Annotated in this window: 17 protein-coding genes; 10 read left to right on the top strand and 7 right to left on the bottom strand. The window is 67.5% G+C overall.

Annotated features, from left to right (window positions below; genetic code table 11):
- Window positions 1–94: 94 nt before the first annotated feature.
- The 6 genes from ASE91_RS06305 (at window position 95) to ASE91_RS06330 (ending at window position 7,269) form a co-directional block, all read left to right on the top strand.
- Entirely contained in the window at window positions 95–1,867 is a 1,773-nt protein-coding gene (locus ASE91_RS06305; protein WP_056623929.1) for a M14 family metallopeptidase, read from the top strand.
- 201 nt (window positions 1,868–2,068) lie between these two features.
- Window positions 2,069–2,779, top strand: a complete 711-nt coding sequence (locus tag ASE91_RS06310; protein ID WP_056394389.1) for a response regulator — start codon at window positions 2,069–2,071, stop codon at window positions 2,777–2,779.
- A gap of 4 nt (window positions 2,780–2,783) precedes the next feature.
- A complete protein-coding gene (locus ASE91_RS06315) occupies window positions 2,784–4,127 on the top strand; it encodes an ATP-binding protein (protein WP_235530355.1) in 1,344 nt (447 codons plus the stop codon).
- A gap of 98 nt (window positions 4,128–4,225) precedes the next feature.
- On the top strand, window positions 4,226–4,921 hold the full coding sequence (locus ASE91_RS06320) for a carbonic anhydrase (RefSeq protein WP_056623932.1): 696 nt from the start codon (window positions 4,226–4,228) through the stop codon (window positions 4,919–4,921).
- A gap of 126 nt (window positions 4,922–5,047) precedes the next feature.
- Complete coding sequence (locus ASE91_RS06325; RefSeq protein ID WP_200910773.1) at window positions 5,048–6,637, top strand: SulP family inorganic anion transporter; 1,590 nt, start codon at window positions 5,048–5,050, stop codon at window positions 6,635–6,637.
- Window positions 6,634–7,269, top strand: coding sequence for a carbonic anhydrase (locus ASE91_RS06330; RefSeq protein ID WP_055996281.1), 636 nt, complete (start codon window positions 6,634–6,636; stop codon window positions 7,267–7,269). Before ASE91_RS06325 ends, ASE91_RS06330 begins: the two co-directional genes overlap by 4 nt.
- Window positions 7,270–7,624: 355 nt before the next feature.
- Here ASE91_RS06330 and ASE91_RS06335 read toward each other — a convergent pair whose 3' ends face one another.
- The 4 genes from ASE91_RS06335 to ASE91_RS06350 are packed head-to-tail and all read right to left on the bottom strand — an operon-like array spanning window position 7,625 to window position 12,202.
- Complete coding sequence (locus ASE91_RS06335; RefSeq protein WP_056623934.1) at window positions 7,625–8,632, bottom strand: zinc-dependent alcohol dehydrogenase family protein; 1,008 nt, start codon at window positions 8,630–8,632, stop codon at window positions 7,625–7,627.
- On the bottom strand, window positions 8,629–9,153 hold the full coding sequence (gene gloA / locus ASE91_RS06340) for a lactoylglutathione lyase (protein WP_056623986.1): 525 nt from the start codon (window positions 9,151–9,153) through the stop codon (window positions 8,629–8,631). The genes ASE91_RS06335 and gloA overlap by 4 nt, the downstream gene beginning before the upstream one ends.
- A gap of 11 nt (window positions 9,154–9,164) precedes the next feature.
- Window positions 9,165–11,264 carry a PAS domain-containing sensor histidine kinase gene (locus ASE91_RS06345; RefSeq protein ID WP_056623936.1) on the bottom strand — a complete coding sequence of 700 codons (2,100 nt, stop codon included), beginning with the start codon at window positions 11,262–11,264 and terminating at the stop codon, window positions 9,165–9,167.
- Window positions 11,261–12,202 carry a glycoside hydrolase family 43 protein gene (locus ASE91_RS06350; protein ID WP_235530356.1) on the bottom strand — a complete coding sequence of 314 codons (942 nt, stop codon included), beginning with the start codon at window positions 12,200–12,202 and terminating at the stop codon, window positions 11,261–11,263. The genes ASE91_RS06345 and ASE91_RS06350 overlap by 4 nt, the downstream gene beginning before the upstream one ends.
- Before the next feature lie 222 nt (window positions 12,203–12,424).
- Here ASE91_RS06350 and ASE91_RS06355 point away from each other — a divergent pair, with 222 nt between their 5' ends.
- Together ASE91_RS06355 and ASE91_RS06360 are read left to right on the top strand one after the other, a co-directional pair.
- Entirely contained in the window at window positions 12,425–14,815 is a 2,391-nt protein-coding gene (locus ASE91_RS06355; RefSeq protein ID WP_056623942.1) for a M1 family metallopeptidase, read from the top strand.
- On the top strand, window positions 14,812–15,288 hold the full coding sequence (locus ASE91_RS06360; RefSeq protein ID WP_056623945.1) for a DUF6702 family protein: 477 nt from the start codon (window positions 14,812–14,814) through the stop codon (window positions 15,286–15,288). The genes ASE91_RS06355 and ASE91_RS06360 overlap by 4 nt, the downstream gene beginning before the upstream one ends.
- Window positions 15,289–15,471: 183 nt before the next feature.
- On the opposite strand, the gene ASE91_RS06365 is transcribed toward ASE91_RS06360, so the two are convergent.
- On the bottom strand, window positions 15,472–15,891 hold the full coding sequence (locus ASE91_RS06365; RefSeq protein WP_056623948.1) for a hypothetical protein: 420 nt from the start codon (window positions 15,889–15,891) through the stop codon (window positions 15,472–15,474).
- A gap of 68 nt (window positions 15,892–15,959) precedes the next feature.
- Between ASE91_RS06365 and ASE91_RS06370 the strand changes: the two genes are divergently transcribed.
- The gene (locus ASE91_RS06370; RefSeq protein WP_056623950.1) at window positions 15,960–17,924 is read left to right on the top strand and encodes an energy transducer TonB; all 1,965 of its coding nucleotides are present in this window, start codon (window positions 15,960–15,962) and stop codon (window positions 17,922–17,924) included.
- Here ASE91_RS06370 and ASE91_RS06375 read toward each other — a convergent pair.
- Together ASE91_RS06375 and ASE91_RS06380 are read right to left on the bottom strand one after the other, a co-directional pair.
- Window positions 17,887–19,239 (bottom strand): sensor histidine kinase, encoded by a 1,353-nt coding sequence (locus tag ASE91_RS06375; protein ID WP_235530357.1) that lies wholly within the window; start codon window positions 19,237–19,239, stop codon window positions 17,887–17,889. The two genes, ASE91_RS06370 and ASE91_RS06375, sit on opposite strands and share 38 nt — an antisense overlap.
- Entirely contained in the window at window positions 19,236–19,901 is a 666-nt protein-coding gene (locus ASE91_RS06380; RefSeq protein ID WP_055996302.1) for a response regulator transcription factor, read from the bottom strand. Before ASE91_RS06380 ends, ASE91_RS06375 begins: the two co-directional genes overlap by 4 nt.
- 236 nt (window positions 19,902–20,137) lie before the next feature.
- Between ASE91_RS06380 and ASE91_RS06385 the strand changes: the two genes are divergently transcribed.
- Window positions 20,138–20,743, top strand: coding sequence for a hypothetical protein (locus ASE91_RS06385; protein WP_082453849.1), 606 nt, complete (start codon window positions 20,138–20,140; stop codon window positions 20,741–20,743).
- The last annotated feature ends 261 nt before the right edge of the window (window positions 20,744–21,004 follow it).

Raw genomic sequence — 21,004 nt, forward strand, 5'->3', positions numbered from 1 at the left:
CGTTCCGGTTGAGGAATGGACGCCGATTACGCCCTTCCTTATGAGGGAGGGGAGAAGGACTGGCATCCCCGCACCCATCGGCTAGGATCGCGCCATGCGCACCCTGTTCCTCGCCGCCGCCCTCCTCGCCACCACCGCCACCGCCCAAACCCCGCTCGAAGCGCCCCTGCCGCCCGTCCGCCCATGGCACGGGGCCAGCGAGAAGCTGGTCGCCAAACCGACCGACCCGTGGATCACCCCGGCGGAAGCCGGCGACTTCGTCACCACGCCCAGCTACGCCGAAACCCGCATCTGGCTCGACAGGCTGGTCGCCGCCTCGCCGCTGCTGACCATCGAAACCTTCGGCAAAAGCCCGCAGGGCCGCGACCTCTATGCCGTCCGCGCGCACAAGGGCGCGGCGGGCAAGCCGGTCGTGCTGGTGCAGGCAGGCATCCATGCCGGGGAGATCGAGGGCAAGGACGCCGGGCTGATGCTGCTGCGCGACATCGCGCTGCGCGGCAAGGACGGCCTGCTCGACAAGGTCGATCTGGTGTTTGTTCCGATCTACAATGTCGACGGCCACGAACGCTCCGGTCCCTATAACCGCCCGAACCAGCGCGGCCCCCGGGACATGGGCTGGCGCACCACCGCGCAGAACCTGAACCTCAACCGCGACTATCTGAAGGCCGATGCGCCGGAGACGCAGGCGATGATCGGCCTGATCCGGCGGCTCGACCCGGTTCTGTATCTCGACCTGCATGTCACCGACGGCATCGACCATCGTTATGACGTGACCTATGCCTTTTCCGGCTGGCGTGGGTTTTATGCCCGCTCGGCGGCGATCGGCCGGTTCCTCGACACGCGGTTGCGCCCGGCAATGGATGCCGCGCTCAAACGCGGCGGCCATACGCCCGGCTATTATGTCAGCACGCTCGACAATCGCGAGCCGGAAAAGGGCATGAGCCAGGACGTCGATACGCCGCGCTTCTCGACCGGCTATGGCGACATCGCCCACATCCCGACCGTGCTGGTCGAGACGCACTCGCTCAAACCCTACCGCCAGCGCGTGCTCGGCACCTATGTCTTCGTCGAGGAAGCGTTGCGCATCGCCGCCGGACAGGCATCGGCCCTGCGCACCGCGATCGATACCGACCGCGCCGACCGCCCGGCGACCGCGACGATGACGTGGAAGGCGAACCCGACCCCGCTCTACAGCGTCGACTTCCTCGGGCTAGCGCACGACAATTACCGGTCGCCCGCGTCGGGCCGCGACGAACTGCGCTGGCTGCCCAAGCCCTTGACCTTCAGAATGCCGGTGTTCGGCAGCCTGCCCGACAAGGTGGTGACCCTGCCGACAGCATGGTGGGTGCCCGCCACCCTGCCCCACGTCATCGACCTGCTGAAGCTGCACGGCATCCGCTACGAGACCGTTGACGCGCCGCGAACGCTCGACCTCGACATGGCGCGCGCGACCGAACCGAAGCTGCAAGCCGCCAGCGAAGGCCATGTGCCGCTGGACGCGACGATCGTCCACGAACGCCGCAGCGAAACCATTCCACCCGGCTCGGTCCGCGTCCCCGCCGACCAGCCGCTGGGGCTGCTCGCCGCTTTCCTTCTCGAACCCGAAAGCGAGGACGGGGTGCTGGCATGGAACATGGCCCCCGCGATGCTCGCCCGCACCGAATATATCGAAGGCTATGCGATCGCTCCGCTCGCCGACCGGATGCTGGCGACGGATCCGAAATTGAAGGCCGAATTCGACGCCAGACTCGCCGCCGACCCCGCCTTTGCCAGGGATGCCACCGCGCGGCTGCAATGGTTCTATGCCCGCACGCCCTATTATGATGCGCGCTACCTGCTGTATCCGATCGGGCGCGAGGTGAATTGACCGATACAGGGTCCGGTGGACATTTCGGCGAAATTGGACGAACCCTGCCGGCCAACTCTCGTCATCCCCGCGCCGGCGGGGATCCATAGACGCCACGACCGCGGATCGAGCCGAAACCGTCGCGTTTATGGATTCCCGCCTGCGCGGGAAGGACGAACTGGGTCGATCGACCCCGAAGAACGCGATGGAGAGCCTGCCCCCATGACCGCACCGTCGATCATCGTCGTCGAGGACGATCCCGCGCTCCGCACGCTGACCGCACGCGCGTTGCAGGAAAATGGCTATCTCGTTCGTACCTGTTCGGCGGCACCCGAAATGTGGCTGGCGCTGGAACAGGGGCCGGTCGACCTGATCCTGCTCGACATCATGTTGCCGGGCACCAGCGGCATCGACCTGTGCCGCCAGATCCGGCAGAACAGCGCCGTGCCGATCATCTTCGTATCGGCCAAGGGCAGCGAGGTCGACCGCGTCATCGGCCTCGAACTCGGGGCCGACGATTACCTGCCCAAACCGTTCGGCACCCGCGAGCTGATCGCCCGCGTCCGCGCCGTGCTGCGCCGGGGCGAGTTGAACGCGCAGGCGGCACAGCGCGAGGAAGGCATCTACAGCTTCGAAGGCTGGACCGCCAACCTGCCGCGCCGCGAACTGACCTCGCCGACCGGTGCCGCCGTCGACCTGACCGGGGCCGAATTCGACCTGCTGGTCGTGCTGCTCGACCATGCGCAGCGGGTGATCGCGCGCGAACGGCTGATCGAATTGTCGCGCACCCGGCTGGGCGATTCGTCGGACCGCAGCATCGACGTGCTCATCAGCCGCCTGCGCCGCAAGCTGTCGACCGCGGGCGGCACCCCGCCGATCGTCACCGTGCGCGGCGTCGGCTATATGCTGAACGTACCCGTAGAGCGGCGCTGACGCGGTGGAGGCGCGGCGGATACCGACGCTCCCGGTCGGTCTGATCGGGCGGATCGTCGCGATCCTGCTGTTGACGATCGTCATCGAATTCGGCGTCTCGGTCCTGTTGTACGAACGCGCCAGCCAGTTTTCGGTGCGCGACGACGAAGCCCGCCGGCTGGCCGAACATCTGGTGATCGCGCGGCGGATCGTCGAGGAACGCACGGTCGGCGAACGCGCCGGCATGGCGGCCGAACTGACCACCGAACGCTATGCCGTCCAGTGGCGCGCGACCGCGCCCGAACTGCCCGCCAGCGGCACCGAACTGCGCGAGATGGAACAGCAGGTACTGGCATGGGAACCGACGCTGGCCCCCACCGGCCTGCACCTGACGCTGATCGGACAGGGTCGCCGATCGGTGGTCAGTGGCGCGCTGCGGCTCGACGACAAAAGCTGGCTGTATTTTCGCACCCTCGAACCGCTGCGCGCTTTCGACCTCGCCATCGGCCGCATCCTGCTGGCGCTGATCCCGGCGATCGCGTTGATGGTGGTCGGCGGGCTGTTGATCCGGCGAACGCTGCGCCCGATGCGGCAACTGGCCGATGCGGTCGACCGGTTCGGACCCGGCAGCGGATCGTCGCTGCCGATCGTCGAGGAAGCGGGGCCGAGCGAGGTGCGCCGCCTCGTCGTCGCGTTCAACGGGTTGCAGGCGCGCATCCACCGCCTGATCGACGAACGCACCCGCGCGCTGGCGGCGGTCGGCCATGATCTGCGCACCCCGCTCGCCCGGTTGCGGCTGCGCACCGATGCCATTCCCGACCGCGACGTCCGCGAAACGGTGCAGACCGATCTGGCGGAAATGGAGGCGATGGTCACCTCGCTGCTCGCGTTCCTCGGCGGGGAGAGCGAGCCCGAACGCCCGGTGCTGGTCGACCTCGCGGTGCTGTGCGCCAGCATCGTCGACGACGCCGCCGACCATGGCCATGACGCGCGCTATACCGGCCCCGATCATTTCGAACGTGCCGTGCGGCGCTCCAGCTTCCGCCGCGCGGTCGTCAATCTCGTCGAGAACGCGATCCATTATGGCGGCAGCGTCACCGTCGCGCTGGCGGTGGAAAATGGCGCAACCGTGGTCCGGGTCGAGGATGACGGCCCGGGCATTCCCGACGAATCGTTGAAAGACGTGCTCGAACCCTTCGTCCGGCTCGACGCCGCGCGCAAACGCGACACGGTCGGCTTCGGTCTCGGCCTGTCGATCGTGCAGCGCGCGGTGGACGGCGAGGGCGGCCGGCTGGAGCTTCGAAACCGCGAAAGCGGCGGGCTGTGCGCCGCCATCATCCTGCCCGCCCCGTTCGACGTTCAGCAATAATTCGTTACGCGGCAGGCGAACGCAGCAAGAATATCCCGGCTATACAATTTCCAAAGGACGCAAGCGTGCGACCGGCCGAAAGTTTGAGGGAGACGAGCGTGAACGACGTGATCGGCCGGGTATTCGGGTTCGAAAAGGATGTGTTCGGCAGCGATGCCGACCTTTATTCGAAGCTCGCGACCGATGGGCAGAGCCCTAAGGTCCTGATGATCTCCTGCTCCGACTCGCGCGTCGTGCCCGAACACATCCTGCAAGCGAAGCCGGGCGACGTGTTCGTCATCCGCAACGCCGGCAACATCATCCCTCCTTTCACCCAGCAGAATGGCGGCACCACCTCGACCGTCGAATATGCGGTCGCCGTGCTCGGCGTCACCGACATCATCGTGTCGGGCCATTCGGGTTGCGGCGCGATGGGTGCGCTGATGAAGCCCGAAACGCTGCAAGGACTGCCCAGCGTCGCCGCATGGCTGCGGCATAGCCATGCTGCCCACTCGGTGGTCGAAAACAGCTACCCCGATCTCGACGATGCCGCCGCGGTTCGCGCCGCCAGCCTCGAAAACGTCGTGGTCCAGATTTCTCACCTGCGCACCCATCCGGCGGTCGCGTCGCGCATCGCCAAAGGCGAACTGACGCTGCACGGCTGGTTCGTCGACATCCATGCCGGCTCGATCCTCGCGCTGGACGGCACGACCGGCCGGTTCGCGCCGATCAACCCGGATCGGGCGCTGCCGGTGGCATTGCCCGCCGCCAAGCGGCTCGCCGCAGATTTCGTCACGGCGGAAGCCGCCGAATAGCCGTTCCCGCGAGATCGGCGGGGCGAACCTTCCCTCCCCCGTTCCGTCGATCCCGGGCACCGCGCCGGGCGTGCTTCCCCCAAGCGCGCCCGGCGCACCCCGTTTCAGAACAAGGCAATGCCGGCCATGTCGCAACCCTCCCTGCTCGCCAATCTGCGCCAGGATGCACCCGCCTCGATCGTGGTGGCGCTGGTCGCGCTGCCGCTGTGCCTCGGCGTCGCCCTGGCGTCGGGCGCGCCGCTGTTTTCGGGACTGATCGCGGGCATCGTCGGCGGCATCGTCGTCGGCTCGCTCAGCAAATCGCCACTGTCGGTCAGCGGCCCCGCCGCCGGTCTGACCGTGATCGTGCTCGACGCGATCACCAAGCTGCCCAGTTTCGAAGCGTTCCTGCTGGCCGTGTTCCTCGCGGGCTGCATGCAGATCCTGCTGTCCTTCTCACGATCGGGCGTGCTCGGCGAATTCGTGCCGTCGTCGGTCATCACCGGGATGCTGGCGGCGATCGGCCTGATCCTGATCCTGAAACAGGTGCCGCACGCGATCGGCTATGACGGCGATCCGGGTGGCGATTTCGCGTTTCGTCAGGGCGACGGTCTGAACACCTTCAACACCATCCTCTTCGTCGCGCGTGAACAGGTGGTGTGGGGTGCCACGATCATCGCCGCGATCAGCATCGCCTTCCTGTTCTGGTGGGACAAGAACAAGCCCAAGGATGGTCCGCTGCGTTTCGTTCCCGGCCCGCTGGTCGTCGTCGTCGGATCGATCGCGATCAACGCGCTGCTTGGGCTGGTCGCTCCCGCCATTCAGGTCAAGCCGACCCATCTGGTCAGCGTACCGATCGCCGATGGTCTGGGCGGATTCGTGAAGCTGTTCAGCCTTCCCGACTTCGGCCAGATCGGCAATGCGACGGTATGGACGGTCGCGGTCACGCTGGCGATCGTCGCCAGCCTCGAATCGCTGCTGTCGGTAAAGGCGGTCGACGAACTCGACCCCAAGCGCCGGGTCACCAACAAGAACCACGAACTGCTGGCACAGGGCACCGGCAACATCATCTCGGGCCTGATCGGCGGCCTGCCGGTCACCTCGGTCATCGTCCGGTCGTCGGCGAACGTCGATGCGAACGCCGCGTCGAAAATGTCGACGATCCTGCACGGAACATGGCTGTTGCTCAGTGTCCTGCTGGTCCCGGCGCTCCTCAACCTCATCCCGCTGTCGGCGCTGGCTGCGGTGCTGATCCAGACCGGGTACAAATTGACCAAGCCAGAGCTATTCGCCAAACGCTGGAAACAGGGCATGACCCAGTTCGTGCCATTCGTCGTCACGATCCTCGCCATCCTGTTCACCGACCTGCTCAAGGGCATCGTCGTCGGACTGATCGTCGGTTTCGTGTTCGTCATCGCCCGCAATTTCCGCCCGGCGGTGACGTTCGTGCAGGACGGCGAAGGCCCCGGTGCCAGCTGCATGGTCCGCGCCAAGCGCAACCTGTATTTCATCCACAAGGTCGAACTGACCCGCGAACTGGAAAAGGTGCCGGACGAGTGCACGGTGGTGATCGACCTGTCGGCGACCAGCTATGTCGATCTCGACAATATCGACATCATCAACGGCTTCATCAAGAATGCGCAGTATCGCGGGATCAACGTGCTGGTGCGCGGCGATATCGGTGAAAAGACCGCGCCGCAGATCATGGCGCCGCGCAAGGAGGTTGCGTACGCATGAGGGAATACAAGCATCTCCTCCTCGCCAACAAGGCGTGGGCCGCCGAACGGCTTGAGGAAAATCCCGACTATTTCGCGCGCCAGATGGCGGGCCAACAACCCGAATTCCTGTGGATCGGCTGTTCGGACAGCCGCGTCGCCCCCGACCAGCTCACCAATACCGAGCCGGGCGGCATGTTCATGCACCGCAACATCGCCAACCTGATCCACCCCGAAGACCAGAATTTGATGTCGGTGGTCCAGTTCGCGGTCGAGGTGCTGAAGGTCGGCCATATCATCGTCTGCGGCCATTATGGCTGCGGCGGCATCCATGCCGCGCTCGACGGCGGGGTACAGGGCCATGTCCATGACTGGCTGGCGATCGCTCGCGATGTGATCGACAACCATCGCACCGAACTTGATCTGCTGCCCCCGGAACAGCGCGCCAACCGGCTCGTCGAACTGAACGTGCGCGACCAACTCGTGGCGCTGGCGAGGACCGACGTCGTGCAACGGGCGTTCGCCGCGGGCCAGCCGCTGGAACTGCACGGCTGGGTCTATGACCTGCGCGACGGGTTGCTGAAACCACTGATGGAGATCGACGCAACGACGCCCCTGGGCGCGGTGCCGACGCCGGAGAAGGTTCTGGTCTGACCAGCCAACTGTTGTCGGTAGCGTCAGAGATGCAGGGGCGGTGACCCAATAACAGGCGCACCGCTTCCCCAAATCCCGTTCGGTTCGAGCAGCTTCGAGCCTGTCGAGAAGCGTCCGTCGAGAACTCGATTGTTTGAGGCAACCCCTTCTCGACTACGGTTCTCGACAGGCTCGAACCTCCGCTCGAACCAAACGGGGGGTGGAGGGAGAGGAAAACGTCTCACCCCCACCGTTCGTCCTGAGTAGCCGCTGAGCCCGTCGAAGCGGCGTATCGAAGGACAGCCCACATCATTCGACACGAGCTTCCGGCAATCCCTACGCAGCACAACGGTTGCGAGTGGCGAAGATCAGAAGCCTACCACGCCACCCCGATCTTGCCGAAATGCTCTCCGCCTTCCTGATACCGGAACGCATCCGCCAGTTCGTCCAACCCGAACCGCCGGTCCACCACCGGCCGTATCCCGGTCACCTCCAGCGCGCGGACGAAGTCCTGCTGCTCGCGGCGGCTGCCGACGATCAGCCCCTGCAACCGCGCCTGTTTCGCCATCAGCGCCGCGGTCGGCACCTCACCGCCGCGCCCGGTCAGCACGCCGATCAGTGAAATATGTCCGCCGACCCGCACCGCCGCGATCGACTGCGCCAGCGTCGCCGGGCCGCCGACCTCGACGACATGGTCGATGCCGCGCCCGTCCGCCCATTGCGCGGCGGTCGCGCCCCAGTCGGGATCGCTGCGGTAATTGACGGTGAAGTCCGCCCCCATCGCCGCCGCGCGCGCCAGCTTGTCGTCACTCGACGAGGTGATCGCGACCTTCGCACCCATCGCCTTCGCGATCTGCAATGCCCAGATCGACACGCCGCCGGTACCGAGCAGCAACACCCGGTCGCCCGCCTTCAGCCTGCCATCGACGACGAAGGCGCGCCATGCGGTCAGGCCGGCGGTGGTGATCGTCGCCGCTTCGACCGCGTCCCAGCCCTTGGGCGCAAGGGTGAAGGCGCTGGCGGGCAGAACGACCACCTCCTGCGCGAACCCGTCGATGCCGTCGCCCGGCGTCCGCGCGAAGTCGCCGATGGTCGGCGCGCCGTCCTGCCAGTCGGGGAAGAAGCACGACACGACCAGATCGCCGACCGCAAAATCGCACACCCCCGCGCCGACCGCCTCGACCGTGCCCGCCCCGTCGGCCATCGGCACCCGGCCGTCTTCGGCAGGCGACTTGCCGCTGGCGACGATATAGTCGTGGAAGTTCAGCGAGCTACCCTGCAGCTTCACCCGGATTTCGCCCGGCCCCGGCTGTCCCGGATCGGCGCGATCGACCAGTTGCAGCCGGTCGAGCCCGCCGGGCGCGCGCAGTTCGACCGCCTTCATGCGTCGTCTCCCGCGGCATCGACCACCGCCTGCGTCATGCCGTTCGGTGACAGGATTTCGATCCAATAGCCATCGGGATCGGCGATGAACGCGATATCTTTCATCCGCCCTTCGTCGGGCCGCTTGCGGAAATCGACGCTCAGTTCCTCGAACCGCGCGCACGCAGCGGCGACATCGGGCACGCTGATGCCTAGATGGCCGAACCCGCGCGGATCATCGTTGCCGTTATGATAGCCGGCGAAATCGGGATCATCCTCGGTCCCCCAGTTATGGGTCAGTTCCAGCGTCGTCTCGCGGCTGAACACGAACCGCGCGCGTTCCTTCGGATCGGCCGGCACCGTCTCGCCATCGCGCAGGAAGCCGAGGAAATAGAGCGAGAACGCCGCCTCCTCGAAATCCAGCTTCTGCAACAGCGTCATGCCCAGCACATCCTGATAGAAAGCGATGCTGGCGCTCGGGTCGCGCACGCGCAGCATGGTCTGGTTGAGGGTAAAGCCCTCGGTCCCTTCGGGTCGGGTCATCGCAATTTCCTTCAACGATCGGTGGGGATGCCTGCCATCCCGGCGATCGCACGGGCCAGTTCGGCCTCGCGGAACGGCTTGGTCAGGCGCGGCAGGTCGGGTGCGAGGCCGTCGATATCGGCATAGCCCGAAACGATCAGCACCGGCAGCCCGGGATGCCGATCCTCAATCGCTCGCGCCAGCCAAACGCCGGTCCGGCCGGGCATCAGATGATCGGTCACCACCAGGTCGAAGCGCCGCTGCGCCAGTATTTGTTCCGCCTCGGTCGCGTTGTCGGCCTCGACCGTTTCGTAGCCGAGGCTCTGGAGCATGTCGGCGGTCGTCATCCGCACCAGCGCCTCGTCATCCACTACCAGCGCCCGGCCCCGGAAACCGGTCTCACCGCCGACCTCGTCGTCGCTCGCCTCCGCCGGCCGCGCGACTTCGCCGCTGACCGGCAGCCACAGGTCGATCCGGGTGCCGAGCCCCGGCGCGCTGACGATCGCCATCGTGCCACCCAGTTGCAGCGCCAGCCCATGGACCATCGACAGACCCAGCCCCGTCCCGCGCCCGATCCCCTTGGTCGAAAAGAACGGCTCGACCGCGCGCGCCGCCGTCTCCGCATCCATGCCCGTGCCGGTATCGATCACCGACAGCCGCACATACTGGCCCGGCTCCACCCCCGCCGCCGCCGTCGCTGGCGGATCGGGCGCATCGGCGGCGATGGTCAGCGTGCCGCCATCGGGCATCGCGTCGCGCGCATTCACACACAAATTCAAGATCGCCATTTCCAGCTGGTTCGCATCGGCCAGCGCCGGGGGCAGATCGTCGGCAATAGCGCTCCGGACGCCGACCGGCGATCCGACGGTACTGGCAATCAGATCGGTCATCCCGCCGACCAGCGCCAGCAGATCGACCGGTCCCGACTGCAACGGTTGCCGCCGCGCGAACGCCAGCAGCCGATGGACCAGTGTCCGCGCCCTTTCCGCCGACTGCAGCGCACCGTCGACCAGCCGCGCCTCCCGCGGCGACAGGCTGCCGCGCCGCTGCAACAGGTCGAGGCTGCCGAGGATCGGGGTCAGCAGATTGTTGAAATCATGCGCGACACCACCGGTCAGCTGGCCCATCGCCTCCATCTTCTGCGCCTGGCGCAACGCGGCCTGCGCCTCGCCCAGCGCCGTTTCGGCCCGGCGGCGGTCGGTCACGTCGGTGACGAACTGGAACGCGCCGATCTGTTGGCCCGCGCCGTCGCGGACCGAATTGAACTTCATCTCGTATACGCGGCGCATATGGCCACGGGCCGGGTCTCCGAACTCGGCTGTCGCGGTATATTCCTCGCCCGCCAGCGCCGGGTCCCATGCCGCGCGCACCGCCGCCTGCTGATCGGGCAGGTCGGCGAGCAGATCGAGGATATTGTCGCCGACCTGCGGCCGCTTGCCGAACACCGCGTCGAACGCATCGGCCCCGGCGCGGTTGATCGCCATCCAGTTGTAATCGAGGTCGATGACGTTGACGATCGAATCGGTCGTCTCGACGATCGATGCGAGCAGGTTGCGCTCGGCCGTCCGCTGATCGACGCGCAATTCCAGCGTGCGGTTGAACTGGCGCAGGTCGTTCAGCGCCGTGGTCAGCTCGGTCTGGCTGCGTTTCAGCGCCGCATCGGACAGCACCCGCGCCGTCGTCTCGTTGGTGAAGATGAACAGCCCGGCGATATCGCCCCGCCGGTCGAGGATGCGCGAATAGGAAAAGCTCCACCACGTGTCCGCCGCACCCCGGTCGGTGTCCAGCTTCCACGGCACATCGACATAGCGCGGGCTATTCCCGGCAAAGGCCGCGTCGATGATCGGCATCGCCTGTTCGAGGCCATCGGCCCAGACCCGGTCGAAGCGTTCGCCCATTGCCCAGTCGAGCCGTGGCCCCAGCAACGGGAAATAGGCGTCGTTGAAGAAGAACCAGAGTTCCGGTCCCCAGCACAGGATCATCGACTCGGGCGAATTGACGACCAGGCTCAGCGCACTGCACAGCCCGTCGGGCCATCCCTCCGGCGGACCCAGCGGATGATCCGACCAATCGCGCGCGCGGACCATCTCCGCCGCGCGACCGCCACCGTTCAGAAACGGCGCAATCGTCATGCCGGCCCCTGCGCCAGCGCATCGGCCGTCGCGCGCGGAACCCGCACCAGCGACCCGTGCCGCGCGCCTGCCGGCATCGACAGTCGGGCGCTGACGTCGCGCCACTGCACGAAATCGCGCGTCGCCGCCGCGCCCCATTTGCCGTCGCGATAGACGTCCCAGTAACACACCGTCTCGCCGCCGATCGCGGTCGTCATCGGCCCTTCGACCCACGACGGGGTGAACGGCGTGCCCGGCTTGCCGAACGGTCCGGTCGGCGATGCGGCCGACGCGACCTGCAGATATTTGCGCGGCGGGGTCAGCGTCTCGTCCTTGACGATCAGGTACAGCCGGCCGCCTGGCGCGCGCGCGAACGTCCCGTCGATCACGCTGAACCCCGGATCGTACAGCACCGCCGGATCGCTGAACGACACGAAATCGCGCGTCGTCACGTACCATAGCCGGTGGTTGTAGCCGGACTCGGACGTCCCCGCCGTCTCCGCAAACCGCCCGGCGACCGTGCTCGACCAGAAGAGGACGAAGCGTTTGCTGCGCGCGTCCCAGATCGCCTCGGGCGCCCAGCAATTGCGCGTGCCCGGCACGCCCGCCATCACCGGCAGCGCGCGCTGCGGCGACCAGTGGCGCAGGTCGTGGCTGGTGGCGTGACCGATCGTCACCCCATCCCATGCGGTCGTCCACACCATGTGCCACGGGGCATTGCGCCCGGCCCCGCGAAACACGAACGGATCGCGCATCAGCTTCGCCTCGCCGACCATCGGCGCCAGATAGCTTTGCCCGCCGCCCAGTTCGCGAAAGGCGAACCCGTCGTCGCTGATTGCGAACTTCAGGCCCGTCGCCTCGCCCTTGCCGGTCCCGAAATAGGCGAAGAGCAGCGGATCGTCGGTTCGCTCGGCCATCGCCCGCGACGCGATCGGCAGGGAAGCAAGCGCGCCGATCATCGTCCGCCGGTTCAACCACATAGCTCGCGCACTCGTCCCTCTCATGTCGAACGGCACGATTGCCGCACTCGGCGATCGACCGCAACCATCGGTGCGCCAATGTCACAGCATGGGCGGTATTCGTATCCCGCACGGTTGACGCGCATCGTATCACGGGCAACGATCGTCCGTCCGTCCGTCCGTCCGTCCGTCCGTCCGTCCGTCCGTTCGAAAGGCCACCCCTTGCCCGCCGTATCCCGTCTCGCGCTGGTCGCGCTGTTGCTCGCCTCGACGCCCGCTTTCGCCGATCCGATCCGCCAGACCAAGGGCGACTGGCAGGACAAGTTCCGCCAGCTGGAGGGCGAGGACTGGCCGACCCCGACCGATTATCGCAACGCATCGGGTGCGCCGGGCTATCGCTACTGGCAGCAAAAGGTCGATTACGACGTCAAGGTATCGCTGAACGAAGCGACGAAGGTCGTGACCGGCACCGAGACGATCCGCTATCGCAACAACTCGCCCGACGCGCTGCCCTATCTCTGGCTGCTGCTCGACCAGAACCAGTATAAGCGCAGCTCGATCGCACAGCTGTCGCAGACCGTGCCCGATGCGACGACGATCAGCATCGGTGAGATCCGCCGGGCCGAGGCGATGCAGAAATGGGAAGGCGGCTTCACCATCGCCGGCGTCCGCGGGCCGGACGGACAGCCGCTCGCCCACCGCGTCACCGATACCCTGCTGCGCATCGAACTGCCGACCCCGGTCGCTGGCAATGGCGGCGAGGTCACGCTGTCGATCGACTGGTCGTTCCCGATGGCCGAACAAAAGGTCGTCGACGGCCGCTCGGGCTATGAATGCTTCACGCAGGCGGGCGAGGACGGCAACTGCATCTTCGAAGGGGCGCAGTGGTTCCCGCGCCTCGCCGTCTATTCGGATTACGAAGGCTGGCATAACAAGGCGTTTCTCGACGCCGGCGAATTCACCCTCGAATTCGGCGATTACAAGGTCGCGCTGACCGTACCGTCCGATCACGTCGTCTCGGCGACCGGCGTGTTGCAGAATGCCGATCAGGTGCTGACCGCGACCCAGCGCCAGCGTCTGGAACAGGCGAAGTCCGCCGCCGCGCCGATGTATATCGTCACCCCCGACGAAGCCGCCGCCGCCGAACGCAGCCGCGCATCGGGCACCAAGACGTGGACCTTCGCGGCGCAGAACGTCCGCGACTTCGGCTGGGCATCGTCGCGCAAATTCGCGTGGGACGCGATGAACGTACGGCAGGATTTCGCCGCCAATCCCAACGTCATGGCGATGTCCTTCTACCCGAAGGAAGCACGTCCGCTCTGGGATGCGTACTCGACCAAGGCGATTGCCCACACCATCGACGTCTATGGCAAGTTCGCCTTCCCCTACCCCTATCCGGTGGCGCAGTCGGTCAACGGACCGGTCGGCGGCATGGAATATCCGATGATCACCTTCAACGGGCCGCGCCCGGTGAAGGACGCCAAGACCGGCCAGCTGACCTATACCGAACGCGCCAAGACCGGCCTGATCGGCGTGGTGATCCACGAAGTCGGCCATGACTGGTTCCCGATGATCGTCAACAGCGACGAACGCCAATGGACGTGGATGGACGAAGGGCTGAACACCTTCCTCCAGTTCCAGGCCGAAAAGCTGTGGGACAAGGACTTCCCGTCGCGCCGTGGCGAGCCGAAGGACATCGCGGAATATATGCTGTCGAACAATCAGGTCCCCCTGATGACGCAGTCGGATTCGGTGCTGCAATTCGGTGCCAACGGCTATGGCAAGCCCGCCACCGCGCTCACCATCCTGCGCGAGACGGTGCTGGGGCGTGACCTGTTCGACCGCGCCTTCCGCGAATATGCGACCCGCTGGCGCTTCAAGCGGCCGACACCCTACGACTTCTTCCGCACGATGGAGGAAAGCTCGGGCGTCGATCTCGACTGGTTCTGGCGCGGCTGGTTCTATTCGACCGACCATGTCGACATCGCGCTGGACAAGGTGGTCGAGGGCCGCATCGCTGGCCGCGATCTGGACGCCAATGCCCGCGAACGTCGCGCGCTGCGCGATGCCGAGAATACGTCGCTGACGGTGCGCAACAATGCCGGGCAGAAGACCGTGACCGAACGCGATCCGTCGACCCGCGACTTCTACGACCAGCAGGACGACCTGGCCATCAGCCCGCAGCAGCGCCGCGACCTAGCCGAAAAGCTCGACAAGCTGACGCCCGAACAACGCGCCGCGTTCGACGTGAAGGACAAATTCTACCGCTTCTCGTTCCGCAACATCGGCGGGCTGGTCATGCCGATCCCGCTGAAACTGACCTTCAGCGACGGCAGCAACGCGATCGTCCGCATCCCCGCCGAAGTGTGGCGCTACGATCCCAAGGCGGTGACGTGGCAATATGTTACGGCCAAGACGATCACCGGGGCGGAGGTCGATCCGCTGCTCGAAATCGCCGATGCCGACCGGTCGAACAATGTCTATCGCGGTGCCATCCGCCCGGCAGTGCTGGAGATCGAGGATATCGAGGATCTGGCGAATCGCATGAAGGACTTCGACGTGCAGGTGAAACCCGGCTCGCTGCGCACCTATCCCGCACCGGTGGCGAAATGAGGGGGGCGCTTGCGGTCCTCGCCGCCGTCGCGGTGATCGCCCCGGCACAGGCGCATCGCGGCCACGACTCGCTCAGCGTCGTGACGCTGGCCGATGGCACGGTCACCGTGTCGCACCGCTTCGAGGCGCACGACATCGAACCCGCGCTGGCGAAGATCGCCCCGCAGGCGCAGACCAGCCTCGACGATCCCGAAGCGATGGCGGCACTGCGCACCTATATCGAGCGCCGCTTCGTCCTGACGATCGACGGCAAACCGGTTCCGCTGACCTACGCCACCACCGACCTGTCGCACGCCGAGGTCCGCATCGACTATGCCGGCCGCGCGCCCCGCAAGCCGAAGTCGGTCGCAGTCCGCTCGAGCGTGTTGACCGACGTCTATCGCGGACAGGTCAATCAGGTGAACGTCCGGCAGGGCAATGTCGTGAAGTCGCTAACCCTGCGCGGCGCGGGCACGGGTGGTGTGACCCTCTAACCATCGCCCCCGTCACTCCCGCGAAGGCGGGAGTCCATTTACGCTGACGTTCCCCCTCCTGCCCGACCGGCAGCGTCTACGGATTCCCCGCCCGCGCGGGGAATGACGGAGGATAGGATCGAATGCGAAACCCGGCCGTACCCCCCCGCCCACACGGCAACGACGAAGGGGTCGCCGACGTCCCTACCCCTCGCATTCCACGCGCATCTCCCGCGCACTCGCCGCCGTCATCCCGCCGCGATGCATCGCGCACGCCCGCCCGTCGCCGCCGATCGCGACGCTGAACGGCAACCCCGCCGTCTTCGCCAGCAAATCGCCGCGCAATTCGGCCAGCCGCTCCATGTCGGGCCGCCACAACTGCTCAGCGGGCACCGCGCGCAGCATCGCGTCGGTCGCGCGCCCGCGATCGATCGGCACCACCAGCACGCGGTACGCCCCCGCACCGGCCGCGATCGCCGGCAACTGCCGCAACTCGCCGTGGCACGGCGCACACCATGAGGCGACGAACAGCAGGATCGATCGCGGGGGATAGCGTGCCGGTTCGGCCGGAGCGGCTCCGGTCAGCAGCAGCGTGCCGGCGATCAAGGTCCGATATCGTCGCATTCGTCCATCCCGCCCATCGACGCTGTCACATTGGCGTGCTTTGTTGCCGGGGGACAAGGGGATGACGAATGATCGACGCGATTTTGCACGGGCTGATGGCAGTGGCACAGGCGACCGCGCCCGCACCCGCCGCGCCGGCCAAACCGGCGACGCTGCAGGCACAGTTCGACGCTGCCAACGCCGCCTATGAAGCCCGCCAGTGCAGCGACGCGATCAAGCTGTACGACGCGATCGAGGCACGCACCGCCGGGTCGAAGAACGCGCTGCTGGTCGACGCGGTGAAGGTGCGCAAGGGCATCTGCGTCACCCGCAGCGGCGATACGCAGGGCGGCGCGGCGCTCATCCGGGAGGGCCTGCCCGCGCTGACGAAGAACGGCGCCGAATTCACCGCCGACCTGCGCGACGCCCATCTGGCGCTCGGCACCGCCGCGTTCGATGCGTTCGACTATGACGCGTCGGCAGCGTCGTACCGCGACGCGCTGGCGCTTGCGACCGGGATCGACCGGGTCGCCCCGCTGCTCGCGCTGACGCGGACGCTCGCCTTCGACCGCGATGGCAAGGCGCTGGCCTATGCGCAGGAAGCGCGCGACCTCGCGACCAAAACGCCCGGCATCGGCAAGGACGTGCTGGCGCTGATCCAGACGCGCTACGCCCGCGTCCTGCTGAACGAGGGAAAGAAGGAGGAAGCCTATACCGTCCTCAAGGACTCGCTGCGCAAGCAGGGTGGCCTCGACGAGCGGGTCAGTTCCTCCGAAGTCGCCACCCGCGCCGACCTCGCGCTGGCGGCGCTGCTCAACGGCGACCGGCAACAGGCGCAGACGTACATGGCCTATACCGGTGCCGGCCGGATGAAGGACGACGCCTTCGCCGCTGCGATCAACATGAAATCCGCGCCATGCGGATCGGCGACCGGCCTCAAGCCCGACGATTTCGCGGTCGTCGAATTTTCGGTCAGCGACACCGGCACCGTCGAGGCGGTGAACCCGATCTATACCACCGGCGGGCGCGACGTCGCACTGGCCTTCGCCCGTGCCGTATCGGACTGGTCGTGGTCGCCGACAGAATCGGTCAAGATTCCCGCCTTCTTCCGCAACGCGACCCGCATCGAACTGAAATGCTCGACCGCGGCCGACCGACCATGGCTCGGCCAGCCGCTCAGCGACGCGTTCGACGCCTGGGTCCGCAGCCAGGGCAATCGCCAGGACTGGTCGGACGTCACCCCGGCGCGCGCCTACCCCCTGGTCCGGGCCGAGTCGACCCGTGCCCGCGCCGCCGGTGACAGGGGCGCGCTGCTCGCCGCCGATGCGTGGATTGCCAATTCGCCGCTCCCGACCGAGGCGGAGCGCATGGCCGCCGCCACCGAAGCGGTCTCGCTGGCCCGGACGATGCAGGCCCCCGCGCCCGTCACCACCTTTCTCGCGCTCATCGAGATCGACGCCGACCGCAGCCAGTACGAGCAAAGCGTGCGCAGGCGGACCGCGCTGTTGACCCGCCCGGAAATCAACGGCGATCCGCTCTCCGCGGCGACGATCCGGATGATGCTCGCCAACCGCTCCTACCCGCCCGCGCCAAAGGGTGAGGCGGAGCAACTGCTCACCGCCGTCATCGCCTCGCCGCTGCCGGAGAATCATCCGCTCAAGGTCGCGGCACTGCTGCGGCAAGCCGATCTGCTGGCGCAGCGCGGCGACGTGGCGCAGGCGCGCGCCGCATTCGATCGCACCGGACTGACCAGCGATCAATGCGCGCTGATCGCGCCCAGCCCGGTCGTGCAGCGCAACGGCGCGACCAGCAGCCTCTACCCGACCGAAGCGGTGCAGATGGGGTTCCAGGGCTGGGCACAGGTCGAATTCGACATCGCCGCCGACGGTCGCACCATGACCCAGCGGACCATCGCCGCCTATCCGCCGTTCGTGTTCGGCGATGCCGCGCAGAAGATGGTCGGCGCGACCCGCTATCGCAGCAGCTTCCGCCCCGACGGGAACACCGCCTGTTCGGCTAATATCCAGCGATTCCGGTTCCAGCTTCCCGGCTGAGCGGCAGCGTGACGGTGGCGACCAGCCCGCCGCCGTCCGCTTCCCCCAGCGTCAGACGCCCGCCATAGAGCGCCGCCAGATCGCGGACGATGGCAAGGCCGAAGCCATGGCCGTCGCCGCGTTCGTCCAGCCGAACGCCGGGATCGGTCGCCCGCACCCGGTCGGCGGCAGCGATGCCGGGGCCGTCGTCGCTGACGGTCAGCACCGCCATGCCCCCCTCGACCGCCGCCGACAGCTGCACGCTCGACCGGGCATGGCGCGCGGCGTTGTCGATCAAATTTCCGACGAGTTCGTCCAGATCGGCCGCATCTACCGCCACCGACACCTCCGGCACGTCCGTGCCTACGGTCAGCCCCCGATCCCGGTGCAGCGCCGCCACCACCGCAACCAGCCCCTCGACCGCGGGTTGCAGCGCGGTCGCCGCGCGCCGGTCGACCGTCCCGCCGCGCGCGCGAGCCAGATGGTGCCGGATCGTCGCATCGATCCGCGCCACCTGACTTGCGCGCGGATCATCGCCCAGCTCGATCGCCAGCGTCGCCACCGGCGTCTTCAGCGCATGGGCGAGGTTCGCCGCCGACGCCCGCGCGGTCGCCAGCGCCGCCGCATTGTCGCGGACCAGCGCGTTCAGCTCGGTCGCCAGCGGCCGCAATTCGTCGGGCTGATCCTCGGGCACATCCGCCGCCGCCCCGCCCCGCACCGCCGCCACCCGGTCGCGCAGCGCCCGCAGCGGTCGCAACCCCAGCCGCAACTGCACCAGGGTCGCCACCGCCAGCACCACCGCCACGATCGCCAGCGTCAGCAGCAACGGCAGCATCGCGCCGCGCAACGGCTGGTCGATCTGACGGCGCGGCACCGCCACCGCCACGCGCCCGCCATCTCCGGGCAGTTCGAGCATCAGCCCATGCACGCGCGTCGCATCGGGCAGGATCAGGTCGAACGGCGCACCAAATCCCGGCCCCCGCCCCGGCGGCGGTCCGCGCTCCGGCCGGCCCGGCGGCCCGCGTCCCGGCACCGCGTCCAGCGCCGGCAGGCCGACACCGACCGTGCCGCCCGGCGTATCGATCCGCCACACCGCATCGGCACCGATCGCCGTCGCCAGTCCCGACCGGTCGAGCAGCGCCCGGTCGATCGTCCCGTCCTCGCGCACCACCGCGCGCAACAACCGCAACCGGTCGCCCAGCCGCGCGTCGATATTGCGCGTCACGAAATGGTCGAGCACCCCGCCGATCGCGAACCCCGCCACCGGCAGCGCGACCAGCGTCGTCGCCACCGACAGCGCCAGCATCCGGCCATGGATCGATCGCGGCAGCCTCACGCCGCGCCCGCCGTCAGCCGGTATCCCCGCCCGCGCACCGTCTCGATCAGCGGCGCGCCGATCTTCTTGCGCAGCCGCCCGATGATGACCTCGAGGCTGTTCGAATCGACATCGGCATCGCCCTCATAGACCCGCTCCATCAAATCCAGCCGCTCGATCACCGCTTCCTTCGCCAGCATCAACGCCGCCAGCACCCGATATTCGAGCGCGGTCAGCTTGATCGGCAGCCCGTCCAGCTCGAACACCCCGGTCTGCGTCTCATAGGCCAGCGGACCGCAGGTCACCCGCGTCGCGCCATGCCCCGCCGCCCGCCGCACCAGCGCGCGCAGCCGCATCATCAATTCCTCGACCCGGAACGGCTTGGTCAGGAAGTCATCGGCCCCCGCCTTGAACCCGGCGACCTTGTCCGACCATCCGTCGCGCGCGGTCAGGATCAGCACCGGCAAGTCGCGGCCACCCTCGCGCCATCCTTTCAGCACCGCCGTCCCCTCGCGATCGGGCAGCCCCAGATCGAGCACCGCCACGTCATAGCGTTCGGTATCGCCCAGATGCTGCGCGTCGATCCCGCTCGCCACCAGATCGACCGCGCAATGTTCCGCACGCAACGCCCGCGCGATGGCAGGCCCCAGATCGGGATCGTCCTCGACAAGCAGAATACGCATGATCGTCCCACTTTCCTTCCCGGCCACACCCGTTCCTGCTGAGCAGGGGCCGAGCGACGTCGAACACTCGCATCGAAGCATTTGGCGCGAAATCCTTCGACAGGCCCGACGACACTGGCAAGAACCGTACCGCCAATGCCGACCGCCCTTAAACCGAAACTGAACCGCGGGGTTCAGCGTGGCGAGGGGGCGAATCGCTAGAACGGCTTCATCGAACAACGAATGGAGCGAAACACATGGCTAAATTTTCTCTCGGTGGTCCGGGCAAGCTGGGTCTGGGCGTGGCGATCGGCCTTGCCATCGGCGCGGCGGGCGGGGCGAGCGCGGTGTCGCTGACCCGGCCGGCGGTCGAAATGGCCCCGACCATCGCCACCCCGGTCGCCAAGCTCGCCAGCGGTAACGGCGTCGTCACGGTCAAGGGCCGCGTCGCCGAAGTCTTCGGCGACCGCTTCGTGGTACAGGACGGCACTGGCCGGACGATGGTCGACGCCGGGCGCGACGCCTCGGTGACCAAGGGCGCACCGGTGCAGGTGCAGGGCCGCTACGACGACGGCCAACTCCGCGCCTCCTATCTGGTCGACGCGAATGGCAAGGTCACCCCGGTCGGCCCACCGCCGCCGCGTCCCGGCCACGGCCCGAAGCATGGCCCCGAGGGCGCACGCGGTCCCGGTGGTCCGGGTGGGCCGGGCGCTCCCTGCGCGCCCGGCGCAATGCCCCCGCCCCCGCCGGTCGACGGCAGCGCTCCCCCGCCGCCACCAGCCAACGGCCAGCTTCCGCCCCCGCCCACCGGCGCGGCACCGGCCGGAGCCCCCGCCCCGGCCCGGACGGGAGCGACCCGCTAAGCGCTGGTCTATCTACCGACCCGGCGTGCCGCTTCTTCTTCTCCCTTGGCCGAAGAAGAAGCGGCACCCCGTTCAGGTCAAGAACACTGCGAGCGTCCCCGAACCGTACCCCGGCGAAGGCCGGCGCCCGGTTTGGGGGACGTTAGCAAGCTATCGAAAAGTCTTCCCAACTGGACCCCGGCCTCCGCCGGGGTACGGCTAGGGTCAGGACCCATTGATATGAGGATCGCGATCTGATTCAGGCTCTGCGAGGAGACCCGA

Source organism: Sphingomonas sp. Leaf62, from assembly GCF_001421915.1.
In the GTDB taxonomy this organism is placed as follows: Bacteria; Pseudomonadota; Alphaproteobacteria; order Sphingomonadales; family Sphingomonadaceae; genus Sphingomonas.